Here is a 19,873-nt window from a genome sequence, read left to right on the forward strand (position 1 = left end):
CCTGGTCCTGTGAACCATTGCTTGCTGGAGGTGGAGGTGCTGGAGGCGCCCCAGGTGCGCTACACCCAGGACAACCAGACTCCAGTGGCGGAGATGGCCGTGCAGATGGATGGCCTCCGCCCCGATGATCCCCCGGGCCAGCTCAAGGTGGTGGGCTGGGGCAACCTCGCCCAGGACCTGCAGAACCGCGTTCAAGTGGGTCAGCGCCTGGTGGTGGAGGGGCGGTTGCGCATGAACACCGTGACCCGCCAAGACGGGGTCAAGGAGAAGCGGGCTGAGTTCACCCTGGCCCGCCTGCCTCCCCTGGGAGCTGTCACCCCCAGAGGCCTCCCAACGCCTGGAGCAGCGAGCCAGCCCAGGCCCGCTGCTCCGGCACCGGTTCGCGCTGCTGCTTCAGCCCCTGCACCTGCTGCACGGGCTGTTACGGCCCCGGAGCCACCCACCTGGAACACCTCGCCTCTGGTCCCCGACCTCCCGGACGGGGACGACGAGATTCCCTTCTGATCCCACGCCAGTGATCAGGTCAGCGTCTGGCTGGCCTGATCCAGCAGTTGTCCCAGTTCCCGCTCCAGGGCGGCTAGATCCAGCCGCAGCTCGGGCCACTGGCCGGCATCGATCTGTTGCAGCAGCCAGAGGCGATCGGCACTGAGTTGGTCGAGCAGCTCGCAGGTTTCCAGGCTGGCCGGATCACGATCCTGCGCCCCGTTCACCGAAGATGGCGCCATGCTTTCCATCGCTTCCCCCGGCAGCCTAGTCACCCTGGCTGGCGCGGCTCTCTCCGTTATCGGCTGGATCGGCTACGCCACCGAGAACCCAAACCTCAGCCTGCCCACGATCTTCTACGGGATTCCGATCCTGCTGGGGGGCCTTGCCCTCAAGTCGTCTGAGTTGCCGCCGGCGGAGTTGCTGCCCCCCGCCCCCGGGGCCGTAGCCCTGCGCAACGCCCCCGCCAGCCAGACCCTCCGCAAGCTGGTGAAGGACGTGACCCGCTGGCGCTACGGCCAGAAGGCACACCTCGAGAGTTCCCTGGAGGCCCTCAAGCTCTGGGACGAGGACGCCCCACCCCAGCTGATCAGCGTGCGGGAGTTGGACGAAAACGGCTACGGGGTGGCCCTGCTGTTCCGCTGTGAGCGGGTGCCAGCTTCCCGCTGGCACGACAAGCGGGACCGGCTGGGCCGCTTCTTCGACAAGGGCCTGCAAGCCCGGCTCAGTGAGCCGGGCCGGGGCGAGTTGCTGCTGGAGCTGTTGCCCCAGGCGCCGCTCGCCGCCAGCCTGGATTCGGCCTCCTAGTTCGGCCCCTGCCCTCCTTACACCCAGCCCTGGCCTTCCCGCCCTTTCAGCCTTGAGTCACGATCCAGCCATCTCCACCTCTGGTACCACCAGCGCTTCCGACACCCTGCGGGTTTCAGTGCTGAGCGAGGCGCTGCCCTACATCCAGCGCTTTGCTGGCCGCCGAGTCGTGGTGAAATATGGCGGGGCGGCCATGGTGCGCGAAGACCTTCGCGATGCCGTGTATCGCGATCTGGTTCTGCTGGCCTCGGTGGGGGTGCAGCCGGTGGTGGTGCACGGCGGTGGTCCCGAGATCAACGACTGGCTCGGCCGGCTCAACATTGAGCCCGAGTTCCGCAACGGCCTGCGGATCACCACGCCCGACACCATGGACGTGGTGGAAATGGTGCTGGTTGGGCGCGTAAACAAGCAGATCGTGAATGGCCTAAATCGTCTCGGGGCGCGGGCCGTGGGCCTGTGTGGCAGCGATGGCGCGCTGGTGCAGGCCCGCACCTACGGCGATGGCTCCAACGGGCTGGTAGGTGATGTGGCAGCCGTGGATCCGGCGGTGCTGTTTCCCCTACTGGATGCCGGCTATATCCCGGTGATCTCCAGCGTGGCCGCCAATGCCGATGGCCAGGCTCACAACATCAACGCCGACACCGTGGCAGGGGAACTGGCCGCTGCCCTACAGGCTGAAAAACTGATCCTGCTCACCGATACCCCGGGCATCCTGCGGGACCGCGAGGATCCCAGTTCGCTGATTCGGCAGGTGAGCCTCTCAGCAGCCCGGGAGCTGATCGAATCCGGGGTGGTGGCCGGCGGCATGACCCCCAAGACCGAGTGCTGCATCCGGGCCCTGGCCCAGGGGGTGGCCGCAGCCCACATCGTGGATGGTCGCACCCCCCACGCCCTCCTGCTGGAGGTGTTCACCGATGCAGGCATCGGCACCATGGTGGTGGGCAGCTCGCGGTTTGCCGGCGTCTGAACCCGTGAGCGATCCGTCGGTCGACACCCTGTTAGAAGGCCCCCGCAGGGCCCTCGAATGCGGTGAGTACGGCCGCTGCCTCCAGCTGCTGGAGCCCCTAGCTCAGGCCCACGGACCCTCCACGCGCCTGGGGGGCACCCTGCGCCTGCTGATGGCCACGGCCCAGATGGGCCAGGGCGACAGCGCCGCTGCCGCCGCCACGTGCCGCAGCTTGCGGGCCTGCCGTGACGCCACCCTCCGGGCCCAGGCCAAGGAGTTGCAGGATGTGCTCGAAGCACCGGCCCTGGAGCGCCCCCGGGAATGGTCCATGACCCTGCCCAGCCTCGGGGAGATGCAATCCCTCGAGGGCGACTTCAAGGCCATGGCCCGCCGCAGGCGACGGGACAAGCCGGCGCCGCCGCCGCCACCCCCCACCGGTCCCACCCAGGCCCCCTGGGGCTTTGCCCTGGTGGCCGTGGTTCTGCTGGCCCTCACCGCCCTGCTCGGGGGCTGTGTCCAGCTTGAAACCAGTCTGCGCTTTCCCGCCCCTGGGCGCCTCCAGCTCTCCCAGAGCAGCCTCTCGGCCACCTCCCGCCCGCTGCCCTGGCAGCAGCAATTGGGGAGGAGCCTCCGGGACAGCCCCTTCCACATTCAGCAGCGCGAGGGCTTGCAGACCCTGCAGGCGCCGGTGCTCCCGGCCCCTCAGGCCCTTGCTTTGCTGAAGCGCAGTGTGAACACCGCCGCCAACCTGGCAGGCCTGGAGTTGCCCGATCCCGTGCTGCAACTGCAGGAGCGCAACTGGCTGCTGGGGGTGCGTCAGACCCTGCAGCTCGCCATTGATCTGCGGCCTGTGCAGGCCCTACCGGGCCTGGAGTTGGCCATCAACCTAGAGCCGATGGGAGCCGCTGCCGTGCGTCAGGCTGAGCCCCTGGCCGTGGCCCCCAAGGGCCCCACCGGGCAGCGGCGGCTGCGCTGGGTGTTGCAGCCCGGTGCCCTGAATCGGCTGGAGGCCAGCAGCTGGCGCTGGAGTCGTCTGGGGGTGGGGGCCGTAGGCATTGCCTTGCTGCTGGCTCTAGCCCTGATGCTCCAGCAACTGCGCATCAGGCTGGGATTTGGCCTGCCCCAGCTGCCGGCCTAGAGCTCCAGCGGATCGGGGTCGATCGCCAGGCTCACCTCCCTGGGCAGGCCGGCCCTCAACTCCGCCTCCTGGGGGAGGGGCAGGTTGCCGCTGGTAGGGCCGTGCAGCAGCAGCTGCCAGCGGCTGCGCCCCGCCACCCGGGCTACCGGTGCCGGCGCCGGACCGATCAGCAACCAGTTGGCGGCCTGCACCGCCGGTCGCAGGCGTTCCGCCAGGGCGGCCGCCGCTGTGGCGGTTCCACCGGGAGATGGTCCCGCCAGCCGCCGCAGGCAGGCACGGCTGAAGGGCACCAGGGCCGCGGAGCGCCGCAGCTGCAGTTCCTCCTCCAGGAAGGCTTCGTAGCGGCCGTCCACCAAATGGCGGATCACGGGGTGATCCGGGCAGTAGGTCTGCACCAGCACCTCCCCCGGACGATCCCCCCGGCCTGCCCGTCCGGCCAGCTGTAGCAGCAGCTGCAGGCTCTGCTCGCCGGCCCGCAGGTCAGGGCGATGCAACAGGCCGTCTGCCGCCAGCACCGCCGCCAAGGTCACGTCGGGGAGATCCATTCCCTTGGCCAGCATCTGGGTTCCCACCAACACATCGGCTTCGCCAGAGGCAAATTGCTCCAGCAGTCGCCTGTGGCCGTCGCGGCCACGGGTGGTGTCGCGGTCGAATCGCAGCAGGCGCAGGCCCTCCAACTCGCTCTCGAGCTGCTCCATCACCCGCTGGGTGCCGGCGCCGAAGGGCTTGAAAGCCGTGGAGCCGCAGTGGCCGCAACGCTCAGCGATTTGCTCACGGTGGTCGCACCAGTGGCAGCGCAGCCACTCCCGGCCGCCTTTCTGGCGATGCACCGTGAGGGCCACATCGCAGTGGGGGCACTGCACCACCTCGCCGCAGCTGCGGCAGCTCAGAAAGCTGCTGTAACCCCGCCGCGGCACCAGCACCACCGCTTGCTCCCCCCGGTCCTTGAGGGTTTCGAGCCGCTCCATCAGTGGCCGGCTAATCAAGCGTCGATGGCCTTCCGCCAGTTCCTGGCGCATGTCCACCAGCCTCACCGGAGGCAGGGGCCGACTGCCGATGCGCTGGGGCAGCCGCAGCAGCCAACAGGCGGGCTCGGGCCCCTTGCAGGCCAGCCATGTTTCCAATGAGGGCGTGGCGCTGCCCAGCAGCAACTTGGCCCCGCAGCGCTGGGCCCTCAACCTGGCTACGTCCCGAGCGTGATAGCAGGGCATGGGGCTGTCCTGCTTGTAGGAGCTGTCGTGTTCCTCATCCAGCACGATCAGGCCCAGCTCGGCCATGGGCAGGAACACCGCTGAACGGGTGCCCACCACCACCAGCGGGCGGCCTGCACCAGCGCTGAGGCAGCGGCGCCAGGTGGCGATGCGCTGCCCCTCGCTGCAACCCGAGTGATACTCGAGCACCTGGTCGCCAAAGCGGCTGCGGCTGCGGTCAAGCAGTTGGGGGATCAGGCCGATTTCCGGGGTGAGCAGCAGCACGCTGCGGCCCGCCTGGAGCTCCTGGGCGGCGGCCTGCAGGTACACCTCGGTTTTGCCGGCGCCGGTGACGCCCCAGAGCAGCAGGGTCTGACCCGCTGGGGCCTGCGCAATGGCCGCTAGGGCCCGGGCCTGATCGGCGGTAAGGCTGCGGGCGTTGTCCAGGGGCAGCACAGTCGGCAGGCGGCTTCCAGGGCTGCTCTGGACCTCCGCATCGGTGAGGGTGCGCCGTCGTACCCGGCCGCGCCGCTCCAGGCCCTCCACCACGGCCCGGCTGATGCCGGGATGCTGTGTCAGCTCGCTCAGCCAGGCGGTTCCTCCCTGCTCCAGCAGGATCACCAGGGCCTGGGCCTGGCGATCGGTGAGGCTGGCTGGCTCAAGCTGACTGTGGTCCCAGTCGGGTATGGCTTCCACGCGGATGCGCCGCCGGGGCTGCTGAGAGGCCCGTGCCGCGCGCTGGCCCAGCCAACCTGGCGGCAGAGCAGCCTTGAGGGTGCGGAAGCGGCTGGTATGGCACTGCTCAGCCACGGCCGTGATCAGCGCCTGCCAGCCTGGATCCACCGCGGCGCTCTGGTGCAGCCCCTCGATGGCCACCAGTTCCTTGCCCTCAAGGGCAGCCGGCAGCAGAGGCAGAGTGTCCACCACCAGGCCGATGTGGCGCCGTCCCCGCAGCCGCAGGCGCACCAGATCGCCGCTGCCCACAGCCAGCCGCTGTGGGTTGGCATAGGTGAACACCTGGCCCTCGCGGCCGGCCTCCAGCCACACTTGAAGCCAGGCTGCAGCCTCTTCGGAAGTTGGCGGGTTGGACGGTTCCGCTGGCTGCAACCTTGCAAAGCTCACAGGGGTTTCTTAAGATGAGCTTGTTGAGCAGTCCATAGGGCTGTAGTCGGAACCAGGCAAAGTTCCGTCCAGCGGGAAGATCAGAGGTTGGCCAGGCCTGTCCTGCGCACCCGATCTGCGACCACCCCTGACAGCGATGCCTGGGCCCTTGCCCACACTCGGTCTACTCGTTTCGGTTCAGCCCCCGGTTTCGCCACGACGGGTTCACTCCACACCTGAGAGGTCGGCCCTACGGGCCCGCGTTTTCACCACGCTTGTTCCAGGTTGGGTTTATCCCCTACGGCTTGCCTTCAACTTGCACTCCCCCAGTCCGTGCCCTCCGCTTGGACAGGTCACATCGGGTCCTGGCCCTGTCCGGCCACGCCCTGCGGCCATCGCACGTTGCTCTCGCTGAATCGTTGACCATCGCCTCCGCGTCTGCTGCTCCCCATCCACTGCTGTTTCAACGTCACGGTTGTCCGCTGCTGCCTCCGCACCAGTTCTTCGCCGCGCCCCCTGAGATTTCCGGCATACGCCCCCCTAGCCCTAACGCCGCCATCCCCGAGCTTCCTATGAGCACTGCTGCTGCTTCCAAAGCCAAGAAAGCCGCACCTGAAATCCTGATGGTGGCCAACGCCGCCGGGGAAACCATCAAGGTGGCGAAGCCGAAGGCCACGCGGGCCAAGGCCAAGGATGCGGAGGCTGCAGCAACCGGTGAGGCCGCCAACAAGGTGACCCCCACCAAGGCCAAGGCCAAGACCACCAAGGCGGCCTCCACGAAGACTGCTGCTGCCAAGACCAGCGGCACCAAGGCTGCCGCCAAGACCACTGCCAAGAAGGCCAGCCCCAAGACCAAGGTCGCCGCACCGGCGGATCTTGATGCTGCCGCTGATCAGCTGTTGGCCACGGCGGGCGACGACATGGGTGCAGACGCCAAGGCTGCCGACAAGAAGGACGACAAGGCGGCCAAGGCCCTAGCCAGTATCAAGGTGGGGCCCAAGGGGGTGTACACCGAAGACTCGATTCGGGTGTATCTCCAGGAGATCGGCCGCATCCGCCTGCTGCGACCGGATGAAGAGATCGAGCTGGCGCGCAAAATCGCTGATCTCCTGCAACTCGAGGAGCTGGCCGCCCAGTTTGAGACTGATCACGGCCATTACCCCGACACCAAGGAATGGGCGGTGTTGGTGGACATGCCGGTCATCAAGTTCCGGCGCCGCCTGATGCTCGGTCGCCGCGCCAAGGAAAAGATGGTGCAGTCGAACCTGCGCCTGGTGGTGTCGATCGCCAAGAAATACATGAACCGGGGCCTGTCCTTCCAGGACCTGATTCAGGAGGGCAGCCTCGGCCTGATTCGCGCAGCCGAGAAATTCGACCACGAGAAGGGCTACAAGTTCTCCACCTATGCCACCTGGTGGATTCGTCAGGCGATCACCCGCGCCATCGCGGACCAATCGCGCACCATCCGCCTGCCGGTGCACCTCTACGAGACCATCTCCCGCATCAAGAAAACCACAAAGGTGCTCAGCCAAGAGTTTGGCCGCAAGCCCACCGAAGAGGAGATTGCTGAGTCGATGGAAATGACCATCGAGAAGTTGCGCTTCATCGCCAAATCGGCCCAGTTACCGATCTCCCTGGAAACGCCCATCGGCAAGGAAGAGGATTCCCGCCTCGGCGACTTCATCGAAGCCGACATCGAGAACCCCGAACAGGATGTGGCCAAGAACCTGCTGCGCGAGGATCTCGAAGGCGTGTTGGCAACCCTCAGCCCCCGCGAGCGCGATGTGCTGCGCCTGCGCTACGGCCTGGATGACGGCCGCATGAAGACCCTCGAGGAAATCGGGCAGATCTTCGATGTCACCCGGGAGCGCATTCGTCAGATCGAGGCCAAGGCCCTGCGTAAGCTGCGTCACCCCAACCGCAACGGCGTGCTCAAGGAGTACATCAAGTAAAAGCCCGGTCGGCCCGGGGCTCCCCGGGCCGACCGGGCGATGCATGAAATGATCGTGCAGATGCCTCTGGGGTGAACCGGCCGTTGACCTCCTCGCCACCGCCTGCGGACTCCTTGCTCCCCAGGGTGTCTATTGTGTTACCCGCTTACAACGAGCGGGGCAACATTGAGCCGCTGCTCAGCCAGTTGTTGGTGCTGCAGCAGCGTTTTGCGCTTGAAATCCTCGTCGTGGACGATGATTCCCCCGACGGCACCGCAGACCTAGTACGTCAGCTGGCGCATCGCCAGCCGGCGATCCGGCTGATCCGTCGGGTGGGTCGCGCCGGGTTGGCCAGTGCCATTAAGGAGGGCCTGTTGGACGCCACCGGTGATCTGGCGGTGGTGATGGACAGTGACGGTCAGCACCCCCCGTCAGCGGTGATACAGGCCCTGGAGGCCTTGATCGCCGCCGACGCCGACCTGGTGATCGGTAGTCGGTTCCACCAGGAGGCGGAGATCAACGGGCTCAGTGGTCGCCGGGAGGCCGGATCCACCTGGGCCAACGCAGCGGCCCGCTTCAGCCTGCACCGGGCCTATGCCGCCCTCACCGACACCATGAGCGGCTTCTTTGCGTTGCGGCTGGATCGTTGTCTGCCGCTGGTGAGGGCGGTGGATGTGAACGGCTTCAAGTTTCTCTACGAGCTTCTCGCGGTGAGCAAGGGTCGCCTGCGGACCCAGGAGGTGCCCCTCAGCTTCCAGCCCCGCAGCTACGGGGCCTCCAAGCTCGACCTGGCGATCTTCTGGGATTTTCTGATCTCGATCCTGCACAGCCTCAGCTTTCGAGTGCTGCCTCGGCGGGCCATCAGCTTCGGTCTGGTGGGGGCCAGCGGCGTTGCGGTGCAACTGCTGGTGACCCAGGTGCTGATGGTGGGCATTCGCCTCGGCTTCGAGCAGGCCCTGCCGGTGGCGGTGGTGGTGGCTGCCAGCTCCAACTATCTGATCAACAACGCCCTCACCTTCCGCTTCCAGCGGCTGGCGGGTGCGGCATTGCTGCGGGGACTGCTGAAGTTTCTGCTGGTGGCTTCGCTGCCGGTGCTCGCCAACGTGGGCCTAGCCTCGGCCTACTACAGCTTTGTGGACCGGGACACCTTCTGGGCACAACTGGCCGGGATCCTGGTGGTGTTCGTTTGGAACTATGCCGCCAGCAGCCGATTCGTTTGGAACACCCCCTAACTTTGCCCACCATGAAACGTTTGCAGACGTGGCTGGGCGTTGATCAACGCCGGCCTTTGTTCCTGGCTGTACTCGCCCTGATCGGGCTGTGTGCTGTGGCCTTGTTCAACCATCTAGGCAGCCTCGGTCTGATGGACAAGACCGAAGGGCTGTTTGTGGAGGTGCCGCGCCAGATGCTGGAGAGCGGCGACTGGGTGACCCCCCGCTGGAACGGGGAAACCTTCTTCGACTACCCCGTATGGGGCTACTGGATGGTGGGGCTGAGCTTCCGCCTGTTTGGTATCACGGAGTGGGCCGCCCGCTTGCCAGCGGCCTTAGCGGCCACCGTCACGGTGCTGGGGGCGTTTGGTCTGGTGCTCCAGCTGGCGCCGCCCACCGAGGCGCTCCAGCAGCGGCTGGGCCGCGCCACCCTGGCCGGCTCGGTGCTGACCCTCTCGCCGGCTTGGGTTGGCTGGGGCCGCTCGTCGGTCACCGACATGTTTTTAGCCAGTGCCATTGCCCTGGCGCTGTTCAGTTTCGTTCTGGCCTATCAGGCTGTTGAAAGTCCACTACTACGGCGCTTGGGCCATGCCGGCATGGCCCTATTCGCAGGGATTGCCGTGCTGGCCAAAGGCCCCGTGGGTGTGCTGCTCCCTGGCCTGGTGATTGGCGTGTTCCTGCTGCTGAAGGGCCAGCTCTGGAACGAGCTGCGCCGGACACCCCTGCTACCGATGACAGCCCTGTTCCTGGGGGTGGCAACCCCTTGGTACGCCCTGGCCACCCAGGCCAACGGGACGGAGTTCCTGGGCAGGTTTCTGGGCTTCAGCAACCTGGAGCGCTTCACCTCGGTGCTCTACTCCCACCCAGGTCCCCCGTGGTTTTATCTCCCCTGGGTGCTGATCCTGCTCTTGCCGTGGTCGTTGTTTCTGCCGATAGCGTTAGCACGGCTGGGCTTCTGGCGACTGGACCGCTGGCGCCAGAAGCCAGCCCCTGGCGACCTCGCGTTGTTCGCCTTGGTGTGGCTGGTGGTGGTGGTGGGCTTCTTCTCGGCGGCCGCCACCAAATTGCCGGGATACATCCTGCCAGCGGTTCCTGCCGGTGCCCTGCTGGTGGCCTTGATGTTCCAGCCACTGCCCAACTCCGCTGAAGCCAAGCCCCAGGGCCTTGGGCTGCGGGTTACGGGCTGGCTGAATACCGGCTTGCTGGGCCTGATGGCCCTGGCTTCGGCTTTGCTGCCGCGGCTTCTGGATGCCGATCCCGCCTATCCGGGCTTTGCCGATGCCGTGAGCCGCTCTGGCCTGCCCGGGCTGTTGGCCGCCATTCTGCTGCTGGCCGCGACTGGTCTAGTGGTGCTGTTGCTGCAGCCGGGGTGGCTGTCGCGGCTCTGGCTTCCCAATCTGTTGGGGTTTGCCGCCATTCTGGCCCTGGTTGTGCCAGGCCTGGCCCCGTTGCTGGATCGGGAGCGGTTATTACCGATCCGCACCCTGGCGCGCACGGCGGGCCAACAAGCCTTGCCAAACGAACCCTTGCTGGTGGTGGGTTACAAGCGCTACAGCGTTGTTCACTACAGCGGTCGACCGGTACTGTTTGTTGACAATATTGGAGAAGTTGGTGAACACCTGGCTCACGTTCCCGCTGGTGGCAGCGTGTTGCTTTTTTGCAGTGACAGCGAACTTCTTGATTTAGGAGTTGGTCCTGGCGATGGCCTGCTACTGGGACGCGTTGATGCCCATCAACTGATTCGACTGCCGATTAAGCGTCTGCGTGGATTAATCAAACGCCCATGAAGTTCATCCAAGTTGTTGTTGCATTGTTGCTGGATTGGCTCCGGGCGTTGGGCCCATGGCGTGCCCTTGTCACAGGCCTAACCGCATGGTCCCTGGCCTGGTTCGGCACCCATCTAGGGCAGGCCAATCACTCTTCCCTCGACTCGGCCTGGCTGGATGCGATCCACAGCGCCATTCCTGCCTCCTTGGGCACGGTGTTGTTACGGGTTTACCAGCTCAGTGGGAAACACGTCACGGGGTTGCTGGTGCTTGCCGTGGTGATTGTGATGGTGTGGAAACGCTTTTGGCCAGAACTGCTGTGCTTCTTGGTGGGCACGGGCGGGATTGTGCTCATTGTCGATCGCTGGTTGAAGCCGTTGTTTAACCGGCCCAGGCCCAGTGGCGTTCTTCTGGAAGATATTTCAGGTCGCAGTTTTCCCAGTGGTCACGCTGCCGGTTCAGTGGTGTTTTATTTCCTCGCCTGCTGCCTCCTCTCGGCCCATTATCCGCACCTGCGCCGGCCCCTGTTCCTCGTGTCCAGCATCTGGGTGGCCCTGGTGTGGTTGAGCACCCTCTACTGCCGGGCCCACTGGCTCAGCGACATTGCTGCCGGTGCAGCGGTCGGTTATGTGTGGCTCAGCTTTTGCCTAGCCGGTTTCACGGTCTGGGAACAGCGCCGGCGGCTACGGCTCTAGCGCTGCCTCGCCGGGCTGCTTCGCCCTGTTTTGGTTGGCCGTGTTCCTGTTCGCTCCCCTCCTGATGGCGCCTTCCCATGACTGACTCCGCTGCCTCTTCGCTGGCTTCCCTCCAGTCCCTGTGCGGCCTGCGCACGGCCCCTGCCCTCACCGCCGATCAGCGCCGCAGCTTGCGCAATGAGCTGGACCCGTTGCTGGCGGCCTGTGAGTGGTTCACCATGGGGGTGATGGCTGCGTCTGCTGACGCTGCGGTGGCGGCTCTGCGGGCTGTCGAGGCCAGCCTGGCTTGCCCTGCCCTGGAGCTGGATCCCGCAGGTGAAGCCCTCGAGACCATCGATGGCCCGGTCTTTCTCAAGGCCAACCAGAACACCGGCCGTTTCTTGGTGCGCCGCGAAGCAGGCCTGGGGGAAGGCCTGCTGATCACGGGCCACAGCCCCACTGATCCCACTGCCGAAGCCACCTGGGGACCGTTCCCCCTGGATTTCTTCTGAACGACCGCCCTGCCAACAGCAGCTGATCACGACGGCTGATCACGACCTGCGCCACTCAGGCCTGAGGGGGCACGCCACTCCTTAGGCTTGGCGGCTGTGATTCGGCGGCTGACGCTGCCCCCCGAAGGTTACCGATGGCCGCCTCCCAACTGCGCATTGCTTCCCGCCGCAGCCAGCTGGCCATGGTGCAGACCCACTGGGTGCGCGATGAGCTGGCCAAGGCCCACGAGGGCCTGGAGATCAGCATCGAGGCCATGGCCACCCAGGGCGACAAGATCCTGGATGTGGCCCTGGCCAAGATCGGCGACAAGGGCCTGTTCACCAAGGAACTGGAGGCCCAGATGCTGGTGGACCAGGCCGATATCGCCGTCCACAGCCTCAAGGATCTGCCCACCAACCTCCCCGATGGGCTGATGTTGGGCTGCATCACCGAGCGGGAGGATCCCGCTGATGCCCTGGTGGTGCACGCGAAGCACAAGGACAAGTCCCTCGCAACCTTGCCCGCCGGTGCGGTGGTGGGCACCAGTTCCCTACGCCGGCTCGCCCAGCTGCGCCACCACTACCCCCACCTCACCTTCAAGGATGTGCGGGGCAATGTGATCACCCGCCTGGAGAAGCTCGATTCCGGCGAGTTTGACTGTCTGATTCTGGCGGCGGCCGGCCTGGGCCGGCTGGGGTTGGGCGATCGCATTCACGAGCTGATCGATCCTTCCATTTCCCTGCATGCAGTGGGCCAGGGGGCCCTCGGCATTGAGTGCCGCGAGGGCGATACCGGCGTGCTGGAGCAGATCAAGGTGCTGGAGCACCTGCCCACGGCCCGCCGTTGCCTGGCTGAGCGGGCCTTCCTGCGGGAGCTGGAGGGCGGATGCCAGGTGCCGATCGGCGTGAACACCCGCTTCGAGGGCGACACCCTTGTGTTGACAGGCATGGTGGCCAGCCTGGATGGTCTGCGCCTGATCCGCGATGAGGCCCGTGGCCCCCAGGAGGATCCCGAAGCCATTGGCATCGCCCTGGCGCACACCCTGAAGCAGCAGGGTGCCGGGGAGATTCTGGAGGAGATCTTTGCAAGCGTCCGGCCTGAGGCCTGAGCCCGAAGGGCCCACTCCGGACACCGACACCGGAGCCGTGGGCGAGCAGGAGTCCGGCGAAGCCCGGCCCCTTGCCTTCCAGTGGAGTTTGCTGGCCTGGGCCGCCTTGGTGGGTGTGCTCACGGGCCTGGCGGTGGTGGGCTTCCACTACCTCCTGGGCTTCATCAACAATCTGCTGTTCGGCCCGGTGGTCGAGTGGTTGCTGAACCTGTTTGGCCAAATTCAGCCGGAGCCCCCACCCCTGGAGGTTCCTCTGCCCCCCGACACGGGCACTCCCCTCAAGGCCCTGCTGCAGCTCGGGCTTGGGGGGCTTGGGTTTCTACCACCTCCCCCAGCGCCACCGGAGCCCATTCCCCTGCCGGGCGAACCGCTTCCGGCCTGGCTGGCCTCCTGGCCCGTGGTACTGATCCCCATGCTGGGGGGCCTGGCCGTGGGCCTGCTGCGGGTGCTGGCCAAGGATCTGGGTCCGAGTCTGCCCAGCCTGATGGCCATGGCCGATGGGGCCGTGCAGGCTGCTCCCAAATTGCCGCTGGCGCGGCTGGTGGCGGCATCCCTCAGCCTCGGCAGCGGCGCCTCCCTAGGCCCTGAGGGCCCTAGCGTGGAGAGCGGTGGCAATATCGGCCTGTGGGTGGGAACCCGCGGCGGCCTCTCGCCCCAATCCCAGAAGGCCCTGGTGGCGGCGGGAGTGGCGGCCGGCTTGGCGGCGGGGTTCAAAGCACCGATTGCCGGGGTGTTTTTTGCCTTTGAAGGCAGCTACAGCACCATTCCAGGTCGCCCAAGTGTGCGCGCGGTGCTGGTGGCCGCGGTGGCCTCGGAGCTAGTGACCCAGTTGTTCCTTGGGGACGAACCGATTTTTCGGCTGCCGGCCTATGAGGTGCGATCACCGCTGGAGCTGCCCCTGTATCTCGGCCTGGGCTTGGTGGCCAGCCTGATGAGTTGGGCGCTGGTGAGCTTGCTCGCCGCGGGGCGCAGCGGCCCCGTGCAGCGAGCTCTGGCGCAGTTACCCGCCTGGTTGCTCACGGCCCTTGGCGGCCTGGCGGTGGGCTTGATGGCCCTAGGTTTTCCCCAGGTGTTGGGTGTGGGCTACGACACGATCGAAGCCTTGCTGGGCAGCGATGGCGGCATTGCCCTGGCCACCTTGCTGGGGCTGCTTGGGGTGAAGTTGTTGGCCACGGGTCTCAGCAGTGCCACCGGCTTTGTGGGCGGCGGCTTCGCCCCTTCGCTGTTTCTCGGTGCCGTTCTCGGCAATGTGTATGGGCAGATCCTGGGGGACAGCGGTTTTCACCTGCCGGTGGCGGAGCCGCCGGCTTACGCCATGGTGGGCATGGCCGCGGTGTTGGCGGGCAGTGCCCGGGCACCCCTCACCGCCCTGCTGCTGTTGTTTGAGCTCACCCGCGACATTCGCATCGTGCTGCCGTTGATGGCAGCCGCCGGCCTCAGCGCGGCCCTTGTGGAGCGCTGGCAGGGCCTGGCGGATCCTGGGTTGCTGGGTCCGGATCCAGTGGAAGAAGAGCGGCGCAATCAGCTGGCGTCCCTATCCGTGGCCGAGGCCTTTGAGCCCGAGGCCCCGCTGGTGCTCGATAGTGCCACGCCCGCCGGTGAAGCCCTGAGCCAGCTGCTCGCCGTGCACGGCCACTGCCTGATCGTGCAGGAGGACAACTGGGTGTCGGGCCTGGTGACCCTGGGGGATCTGCAGCGGGGGCTCACGGCCGGCACTGCCGATCTGCGGCTGGCCGATTGCCGCCGCTCCGACATGCTCTGGCTCACGGCGGATGCCAGCCTGGCCCAGTTGGAGGATCAGCTCAGCCCCAATGGCCTGCGCCAGCTGCCGGTGTTCCAGCTGGAGGATCCAGGCCTGCCCAAGTTGCCCGTTGGTCTTCCCAGCACCGGTTTGCCGGTGGCAGGGTTGCAGGGCCTGGCCAGCCGCGATGGCATGGCCCGCGCCCTGGCGCGCCTGGCTATGGCTTGATGATCAGAGGGGTGCCGATCTCCACGGCCGAAAACAGCTTGTCCACATGCTCGTTGCGCATGCGCACGCAGCCATGGCTCACTGCAGCACGGGCATCCACCCACCAGGGCCAGGGTGTGCCGTGAATCCCGAAGTCGTTGGGGCCTTGTTTGTGGAAGCCGATCCAGCGATAACCAAGGGCTCCAACGCCTTTCACCTTGCCGGTGGAGGTGCTGGCGTACACAGGGTTCACCACCTTGTTGACGACCTGGAAGGCGCCCGTGGGTGTGGGGGTTTCTGGGGCACCGATCACCACGGGCCAGCGGCTCACAAGCTTGCCGTCACGGACCAGGCTGATCTCCCGTTTGCTCAGGGAGAGCTGGATGGCCACAGGGCTGGCCACCGTGGTGGCAGCCGGTGCTGAGGCCATGACCCCACGCACCAGCTGTGGCGTGCTCTGCATTTCGGCGGCAACGGCCGCAAGGCCAAGCGCCAGACCGCTCAGCAGCAGGGATAGCAAGGTCAGGCGACGCATCACGGACAGCAGGGGCTGCGGCCTCCAAACGCGGCAGCCAGCATTCTCAAGACTAGTCGCGCGAATCCCACGTCAACGCCAAAAAAAGCGCAGGTTCGTGAAGAACCTGCGCCCAACAAGCCGCAGCTGAGCGCTTGGTGGTTCAGTTCACCAACTTGGCGTCGATGGTGTCCAGGTAGCGCTGTTCGCATTCCTTGATGATGCGCACGGCCTCGGCCGGTTCGAAGAAGCCGTTCACCTTGCAGGTGCCGGGCTTCTTGAGATCCTTGTAGTGCTCCCAGTAGTACTGGGTTTCCTTCACCCACTGCGCACCGAGCTGGGTGTAGCTGGTGATGTGGTCCATTCGCTTGTCGTCCGCCAGCACGGCGATCACCTTGTCGTCCACCTCACCACCATCATCGAAGGTCATGATGCCGATGATGCGGGCCTCCACCAGGGAGCCGGGCACCAGGGGTTCGGTCACGCCCACGATCTCGATGTCGAGGGGATCACCGTCCTCGTCCCAGGTGCGGGGGATGCAGCCGTAGGCAAAGGGGTAGGCCAGGGAGGAATAGCCCACGCGGTCGAGCTTGAGGTGGCCAGTCTCGGTGATCAGCTCGTACTTGTTGATCGTCATGGAGTTGAGCTCCACGATGGCGTTCAGACGCAACTCGGCTTCATCGGCGAAGGCCGGCAGCACGTGCAGCAGGTTGAGCATCGTGCGGCTCGGGGCGTGGTCGATGTTCGCCATACAGCGGGGTCCAAACGGCAGGGGGGCATCTTACGGAGCGCCATTCCGGCCCCCTTCACGGCACGGCCTAGGGGGCCACACCCGTACCATCGCCTCGGCCAGCTGGGCGCTGATTCAGATACCCGAGGACATAGGAGGGGCAGTAGCCAAACAGGCCCTCCAGTCAGTTCAATCGGGCATGCAGACAGTCTGACCAGCCGCACCGCCTGGGTTCTAAGGCCTGAGACGGGGAAGACAGGGCGCATGGGCAGACTTGGTTCAGCTCCTACTGGAAAGCTCGGCCACCTTCGTACGGAGGTACGCCAGGAAGGGCTGGGCGCTGAGGGGGGAGCCAGAGACTTTCTCGACGAGCTCTTCGGCGTTGACCGAGCGGCCGAGCGGCCAAACGGTCTTACCGAGCCAGTCTTGGAGCTGGAGCTCGTCTCCGGCGCTGATCAGGGCCTGGATAGAACCATTTTCCTGCTCAAAGGTCTCGGAAATCTGGGCGCCAATGAGGTGCCCAAGTGCATAAGAAGGGAAATAACCCATAAGTCCTTCTGCCCAATGAATATCTTGAAGACACCCCTCCGTGTCTGTTGGAGGCTGGATTCCCAGCAGATCCTGCATCCGTTGGTTCCACTGCTTGGGTAAGTCTTCAACGGGCATGTCTTGCTCGAGCAGGGCTAGCTCCATTTCAAAGCGCAGCACGATGTGGAGGCAGTAGCTGAGCTCATCGGCTTCCACCCGGATCAGACCCGGCTGGAGTGGATTGAGGGCGCGCCAGAAACCGAACGCACCGCCCCAGGGATCGCGGTCCAGGCCAGAGCAAAAACGGGGATGCCAGCGCTCGGCAAAGGCGCGGCTACGGGCTACACGGCACTCCCAGAACAGGGACTGTGATTCGTGCACCCCCATCGACGTGGCATCGCCGAGGGGCCAGGGGAAGTAGTAGTCATCAGTGCGGGGCAGGCCCTGCTCATAGAGCGAATGGCCCCACTCGTGGGCCGTGGCCAGAAAGGCCGAAAGCGGCTGACCCGGCACCACTCTTGTGGTGATGCGGTAGTCGTGGGGCCCCACGGTGCAGGAGAAGGGGTGCGCCGAGCGCGAACGCTGGCAGCGCGCCGGGTCGTAGCCCCAGCTGTCGAGGAGTTCGCTGCAGAGCTGCTCCTGCAGGGTCTCGGGCAGATCGATGGCCGCTGGTTGGGGGGTGCTGGTGGCCATCACCTGCTCCAATAGCGCCGGCAACTCGGCCTTAAGGGGAGTGAAGAGCTCCTCCAGTCGGGCTTTGCTGATGTCCGGCTCAAAGGGTTGGGCCAGGATTTCCCAGGGGCTGCGCTGCACCGGTTCGGCAGCGGCGAGCTGGCTGGCCTGCTGACGGCGCAGGGCGATCAGCTCCTTGAGGACAGGAGCAAAGGCCGAAAAGTCATTGCGAGCGCGGGCGTCCTGCCAGACGGCATTGCCGCGCGACTGGGCCTTAGCCAGGGCACTCACCAGGGCCGGATCGAGGCAGCGCTGGCGTTTCAGCTCAAAGCCCAGTAACAGCAAGTTGCGGCGCTGCTCGAGCGAGGACTCGGCGTTGAGCTCAGCATCAGCTGCAGCCACCAGATCCGCATACTCCGCACTGCTCTGTCGTTCGTGCAGCTGGCGGGCCAATAGCGCCAGCTGTTCACCTCGCCAGGCCGCACCGGCACCCGGCATCACCGTGTTCTGGTCGTAGTAGAGGGCGCTACTGATCGAGCCAAGCAGGCGGGTGTGGTGCAGGTGCTTGTGCAGTTGAGCAAAGGCTGAACCCTCTGCAGGCATGGGTTGGGGAAACCGGTGGCGCCAGCATGGCGCCACGGCGATAGGCACAGCTGACGCTGGTGACACGAAGCCAGATGGGGACTCTGCAGGCCCAGAGGCAGCATTCCCCGCCAACCGCTACGGCTGACGCCAACCGAGCTGAGGTGGGTGGCGCAGGGAAGGCATCAGCTTGAGGGGGAGAAGCCCTGATCTTGGAGTGCGCGACTGCGCGGCGGTTTGATCCAGAAGCCTCAAGACCGCGGCAAGAATTTTTTCTCACCCCGCTAAAGGCCGCCGTCCTGCTGGCCGAGGAGGGCAACAAGCAGGCTCTTGCCGACAAAACCGATGCCACTTGCTGGGACGCCGCTCGCCAACATGGGGACAGCCGCGATCCCACCGTCTTTCTGAACCCCTTCTGTCCGTTCACCACGGCCAAGGTGCTGGCCCTCAAGGTCACCGTGCTACTGCTGCTCACCCTGCTGATCAAGGCCAAGATCCGCATCACCGCCTTCTCAGCGCTGGCCATCGTGGCCGGTGGGGCAACGCTCTACGCCACCCAGCAACGCCAACCGGCGGCAGCCTGAGCCGGCACCATGGCCGTTGAAGTTGCCCTGGCCATGCTGCAGCGGGAGGGCCGCTGGTTGATGCAGCTTCGCGGTGAGGGGCTCCAGATACACCTGGGGCTGAACGCGGGCGCATCTTCAGCTCAAAACACATCGCTCGCATCCAGGCTGCCCGCGGCGATGGCCGTCAGCAACTGGCGATGATCGTGTTCGGCCTGATCGGCATGGGTGATCGCCTGCTCGAGAACCATGGCGGCAAATGCCTTGCCCTTCTCCAGATGGGCGGCAAGGGCCCGGCAGTTGCCCGACCGGGCATGGGCTTTGGCCAGGGTCCAGGCGCAGAGCTTGCCGTAGTCCTTCAGGGCAGTGGCATCCAGGCAGCTCACATCCACCGAGCCCTTCCAGTCACGCAGCTGGCGCCAATAGAAGTGATCGCCGCTGGGATTCGTTGTCCAACCCAGGAAAGCGTCGCTGGCGGTTTGCATCAGGCGCTGTCCCTGCACCACCCGCTCCCCCTGGTGGGTAGGGGCAGCGCCGTTGAGATGGGGGGCAAGCACCGAGGGTTCCGCCTGTTTGCTCTGTAGCAGCAGCACCTCATCGGGGTCGTCACCGACAAACAGGCCGATGGCGCAGCGGGTGCCCACCGATCCCACGCCCACGGCCTTGAGCGCCGCATCCACGAGCCGGAAACGGGCAAGCAGGTGGCGCATCTCCGGGCGAATGCTGTGCCGATAGGAGCTGTAGGCATGGTCCGCCCAGCTCCGCCAGCCCATCTGGCCAAGCCATTGCTGGTCCAGCTGGGACAAGCGCCAGATCAGTGGAGGGTCGTGGCGGAAGAGCAGGCCCCCGGCCCCATCGGATTCGCACAATTTGCGAACGCCCTGGCGGCTATTGCGGCGACGGGCCGCCGCGGTGACGTCCCGGAGATGATTCTTGAGGCACCCGTCATGGCGCTCATCCAGCAGGCGTTCGAGGTCCAGCCGCGCCACCCACATCTGCAACAGGGGCATGGCGGCGAACTCGGCCATGGCTTTGGCATAGGCCCGCAGACTGCGGCGGCAGATCTTCTCCTGCTGAGAACTGCTGAGTCCGAGGCTGCGGGCGGCCAGCACCAGGCTGGCCGCCAACCGCTGCAAATCCCACTCGAACGGGCCGGGGTAGGTCTCGTCGAAGTCGGTGATATCGAACAGCAGGCTGCGCTCAGGCGAGGCGTAGAAGCCGAAATTGAGCAGGTGGGCATCACCGCAGAGCTGCACCATCAGCCCTGAATGGGGCTGGCGGGCCAGATCGGCGGCCATCACAGCTGCAGCGCCGCGAAAGAAGGCAAAGGGGCTTTGGGCCATGCGGCTGTGGCGCACCGGCACTAGCCAGGGCAGGCGTTGCGCTTCCTGCTGCTGCAGCAGTGGCATCACATCGCGTGAATCTGCGAGGCTCACAGCTGGCACAAAGGCCCTCGGACGGCGTCCCCCAGACTGGCCAGAGTTGGGCG

Annotated in this window: 18 protein-coding genes; 12 read left to right on the top strand and 6 right to left on the bottom strand. The window is 65.9% G+C overall.

All coding sequences use genetic code 11. From position 1 onward, the window contains the following. Nucleotides 1–9 precede the first annotated feature (9 nt). Nucleotides 10–504 carry a single-stranded DNA-binding protein gene (locus tag KBZ14_RS02930; RefSeq protein ID WP_255116802.1) on the top strand — a complete coding sequence of 165 codons (495 nt, stop codon included), beginning with the start codon at nucleotides 10–12 and terminating at the stop codon, nucleotides 502–504. A gap of 14 nt (nucleotides 505–518) precedes the next feature. Here the strand turns inward: KBZ14_RS02930 and KBZ14_RS02935 are convergent, their stop codons facing one another. After that, nucleotides 519–725: a hypothetical protein gene (locus KBZ14_RS02935; RefSeq protein WP_255116803.1), complete on the bottom strand. Its 207-nt coding sequence runs from the start codon at nucleotides 723–725 to the stop codon at nucleotides 519–521. Between KBZ14_RS02935 and KBZ14_RS02940 the strand changes: the two genes are divergently transcribed. The 3 genes from KBZ14_RS02940 to KBZ14_RS02950 are packed head-to-tail and all read left to right on the top strand — an operon-like array spanning nucleotide 724 to nucleotide 3,374. Continuing rightward, nucleotides 724–1,290 carry a DUF2854 domain-containing protein gene (locus KBZ14_RS02940; RefSeq protein WP_255116804.1) on the top strand — a complete coding sequence of 189 codons (567 nt, stop codon included), beginning with the start codon at nucleotides 724–726 and terminating at the stop codon, nucleotides 1,288–1,290. The two genes, KBZ14_RS02935 and KBZ14_RS02940, sit on opposite strands and share 2 nt — an antisense overlap. A 52-nt stretch (nucleotides 1,291–1,342) precedes the next feature. After that, on the top strand, nucleotides 1,343–2,257 hold the full coding sequence (argB, locus tag KBZ14_RS02945) for an acetylglutamate kinase (RefSeq protein WP_255116805.1): 915 nt from the start codon (nucleotides 1,343–1,345) through the stop codon (nucleotides 2,255–2,257). Between the two features lie 4 nt (nucleotides 2,258–2,261). Beyond that, the gene (locus KBZ14_RS02950) at nucleotides 2,262–3,374 is read left to right on the top strand and encodes a DUF3153 domain-containing protein (protein ID WP_255116806.1); all 1,113 of its coding nucleotides are present in this window, start codon (nucleotides 2,262–2,264) and stop codon (nucleotides 3,372–3,374) included. Here KBZ14_RS02950 and priA read toward each other — a convergent pair. Beyond that, nucleotides 3,371–5,611 (bottom strand): replication restart helicase PriA, encoded by a 2,241-nt coding sequence (gene priA / locus KBZ14_RS02955; protein ID WP_255116807.1) that lies wholly within the window; start codon nucleotides 5,609–5,611, stop codon nucleotides 3,371–3,373. The genes KBZ14_RS02950 and priA overlap by 4 nt on opposite strands. Before the next feature lie 626 nt (nucleotides 5,612–6,237). On the opposite strand from priA, the gene rpoD reads away from it, so the two are divergent. The 7 genes from rpoD to KBZ14_RS02990 all read left to right on the top strand — a co-directional run bounded on the left by rpoD (nucleotide 6,238) and on the right by KBZ14_RS02990 (nucleotide 14,816). Beyond that, nucleotides 6,238–7,617, top strand: a complete 1,380-nt coding sequence (gene rpoD, locus KBZ14_RS02960; RefSeq protein ID WP_255116860.1) for an RNA polymerase sigma factor RpoD — start codon at nucleotides 6,238–6,240, stop codon at nucleotides 7,615–7,617. A gap of 125 nt (nucleotides 7,618–7,742) precedes the next feature. After that, the gene (locus KBZ14_RS02965; RefSeq protein ID WP_399210386.1) at nucleotides 7,743–8,828 is read left to right on the top strand and encodes a glycosyltransferase family 2 protein; all 1,086 of its coding nucleotides are present in this window, start codon (nucleotides 7,743–7,745) and stop codon (nucleotides 8,826–8,828) included. 11 nt (nucleotides 8,829–8,839) lie between these two features. Continuing rightward, nucleotides 8,840–10,594: an ArnT family glycosyltransferase gene (locus tag KBZ14_RS02970; RefSeq protein ID WP_255116808.1), complete on the top strand. Its 1,755-nt coding sequence runs from the start codon at nucleotides 8,840–8,842 to the stop codon at nucleotides 10,592–10,594. After that, on the top strand, nucleotides 10,591–11,268 hold the full coding sequence (locus KBZ14_RS02975; RefSeq protein ID WP_255116809.1) for a phosphatase PAP2 family protein: 678 nt from the start codon (nucleotides 10,591–10,593) through the stop codon (nucleotides 11,266–11,268). The genes KBZ14_RS02970 and KBZ14_RS02975 overlap by 4 nt, the downstream gene beginning before the upstream one ends. Before the next feature lie 77 nt (nucleotides 11,269–11,345). Continuing rightward, nucleotides 11,346–11,759, top strand: a complete 414-nt coding sequence (locus KBZ14_RS02980; RefSeq protein WP_255116810.1) for a DUF1824 family protein — start codon at nucleotides 11,346–11,348, stop codon at nucleotides 11,757–11,759. 134 nt (nucleotides 11,760–11,893) lie between these two features. Then, nucleotides 11,894–12,847, top strand: a complete 954-nt coding sequence (gene hemC, locus KBZ14_RS02985) for a hydroxymethylbilane synthase (protein ID WP_255116811.1) — start codon at nucleotides 11,894–11,896, stop codon at nucleotides 12,845–12,847. Further along, nucleotides 12,822–14,816 carry a chloride channel protein gene (locus tag KBZ14_RS02990; protein ID WP_255116812.1) on the top strand — a complete coding sequence of 665 codons (1,995 nt, stop codon included), beginning with the start codon at nucleotides 12,822–12,824 and terminating at the stop codon, nucleotides 14,814–14,816. Before hemC ends, KBZ14_RS02990 begins: the two co-directional genes overlap by 26 nt. On the opposite strand, the gene KBZ14_RS02995 is transcribed toward KBZ14_RS02990, so the two are convergent. The 3 genes from KBZ14_RS02995 to KBZ14_RS03005 form a co-directional block, all read right to left on the bottom strand. Beyond that, nucleotides 14,806–15,330, bottom strand: coding sequence for a L,D-transpeptidase (locus KBZ14_RS02995; RefSeq protein WP_255116813.1), 525 nt, complete (start codon nucleotides 15,328–15,330; stop codon nucleotides 14,806–14,808). The two genes, KBZ14_RS02990 and KBZ14_RS02995, sit on opposite strands and share 11 nt — an antisense overlap. Nucleotides 15,331–15,472: 142 nt before the next feature. Then, nucleotides 15,473–16,060 carry an inorganic diphosphatase gene (locus tag KBZ14_RS03000; protein WP_255116814.1) on the bottom strand — a complete coding sequence of 196 codons (588 nt, stop codon included), beginning with the start codon at nucleotides 16,058–16,060 and terminating at the stop codon, nucleotides 15,473–15,475. 258 nt (nucleotides 16,061–16,318) lie between these two features. Next, on the bottom strand, nucleotides 16,319–17,842 hold the full coding sequence (locus KBZ14_RS03005; protein ID WP_255116815.1) for a carboxypeptidase M32: 1,524 nt from the start codon (nucleotides 17,840–17,842) through the stop codon (nucleotides 16,319–16,321). A gap of 191 nt (nucleotides 17,843–18,033) precedes the next feature. Here KBZ14_RS03005 and KBZ14_RS03010 point away from each other — a divergent pair, with 191 nt between their 5' ends. After that, entirely contained in the window at nucleotides 18,034–18,405 is a 372-nt protein-coding gene (locus tag KBZ14_RS03010) for a hypothetical protein (RefSeq protein WP_255116816.1), read from the top strand. 122 nt (nucleotides 18,406–18,527) lie between these two features. Here the strand turns inward: KBZ14_RS03010 and KBZ14_RS03015 are convergent, their stop codons facing one another. Continuing rightward, nucleotides 18,528–19,820, bottom strand: a complete 1,293-nt coding sequence (locus tag KBZ14_RS03015) for a DUF2252 domain-containing protein (protein WP_255116817.1) — start codon at nucleotides 19,818–19,820, stop codon at nucleotides 18,528–18,530. Nucleotides 19,821–19,873: the final 53 nt, after the last annotated feature.

Source organism: Synechococcus sp. HJ21-Hayes, assembly GCF_024345835.1.
Lineage (GTDB): Bacteria > Cyanobacteriota > Cyanobacteriia > PCC-6307 > Cyanobiaceae > Vulcanococcus.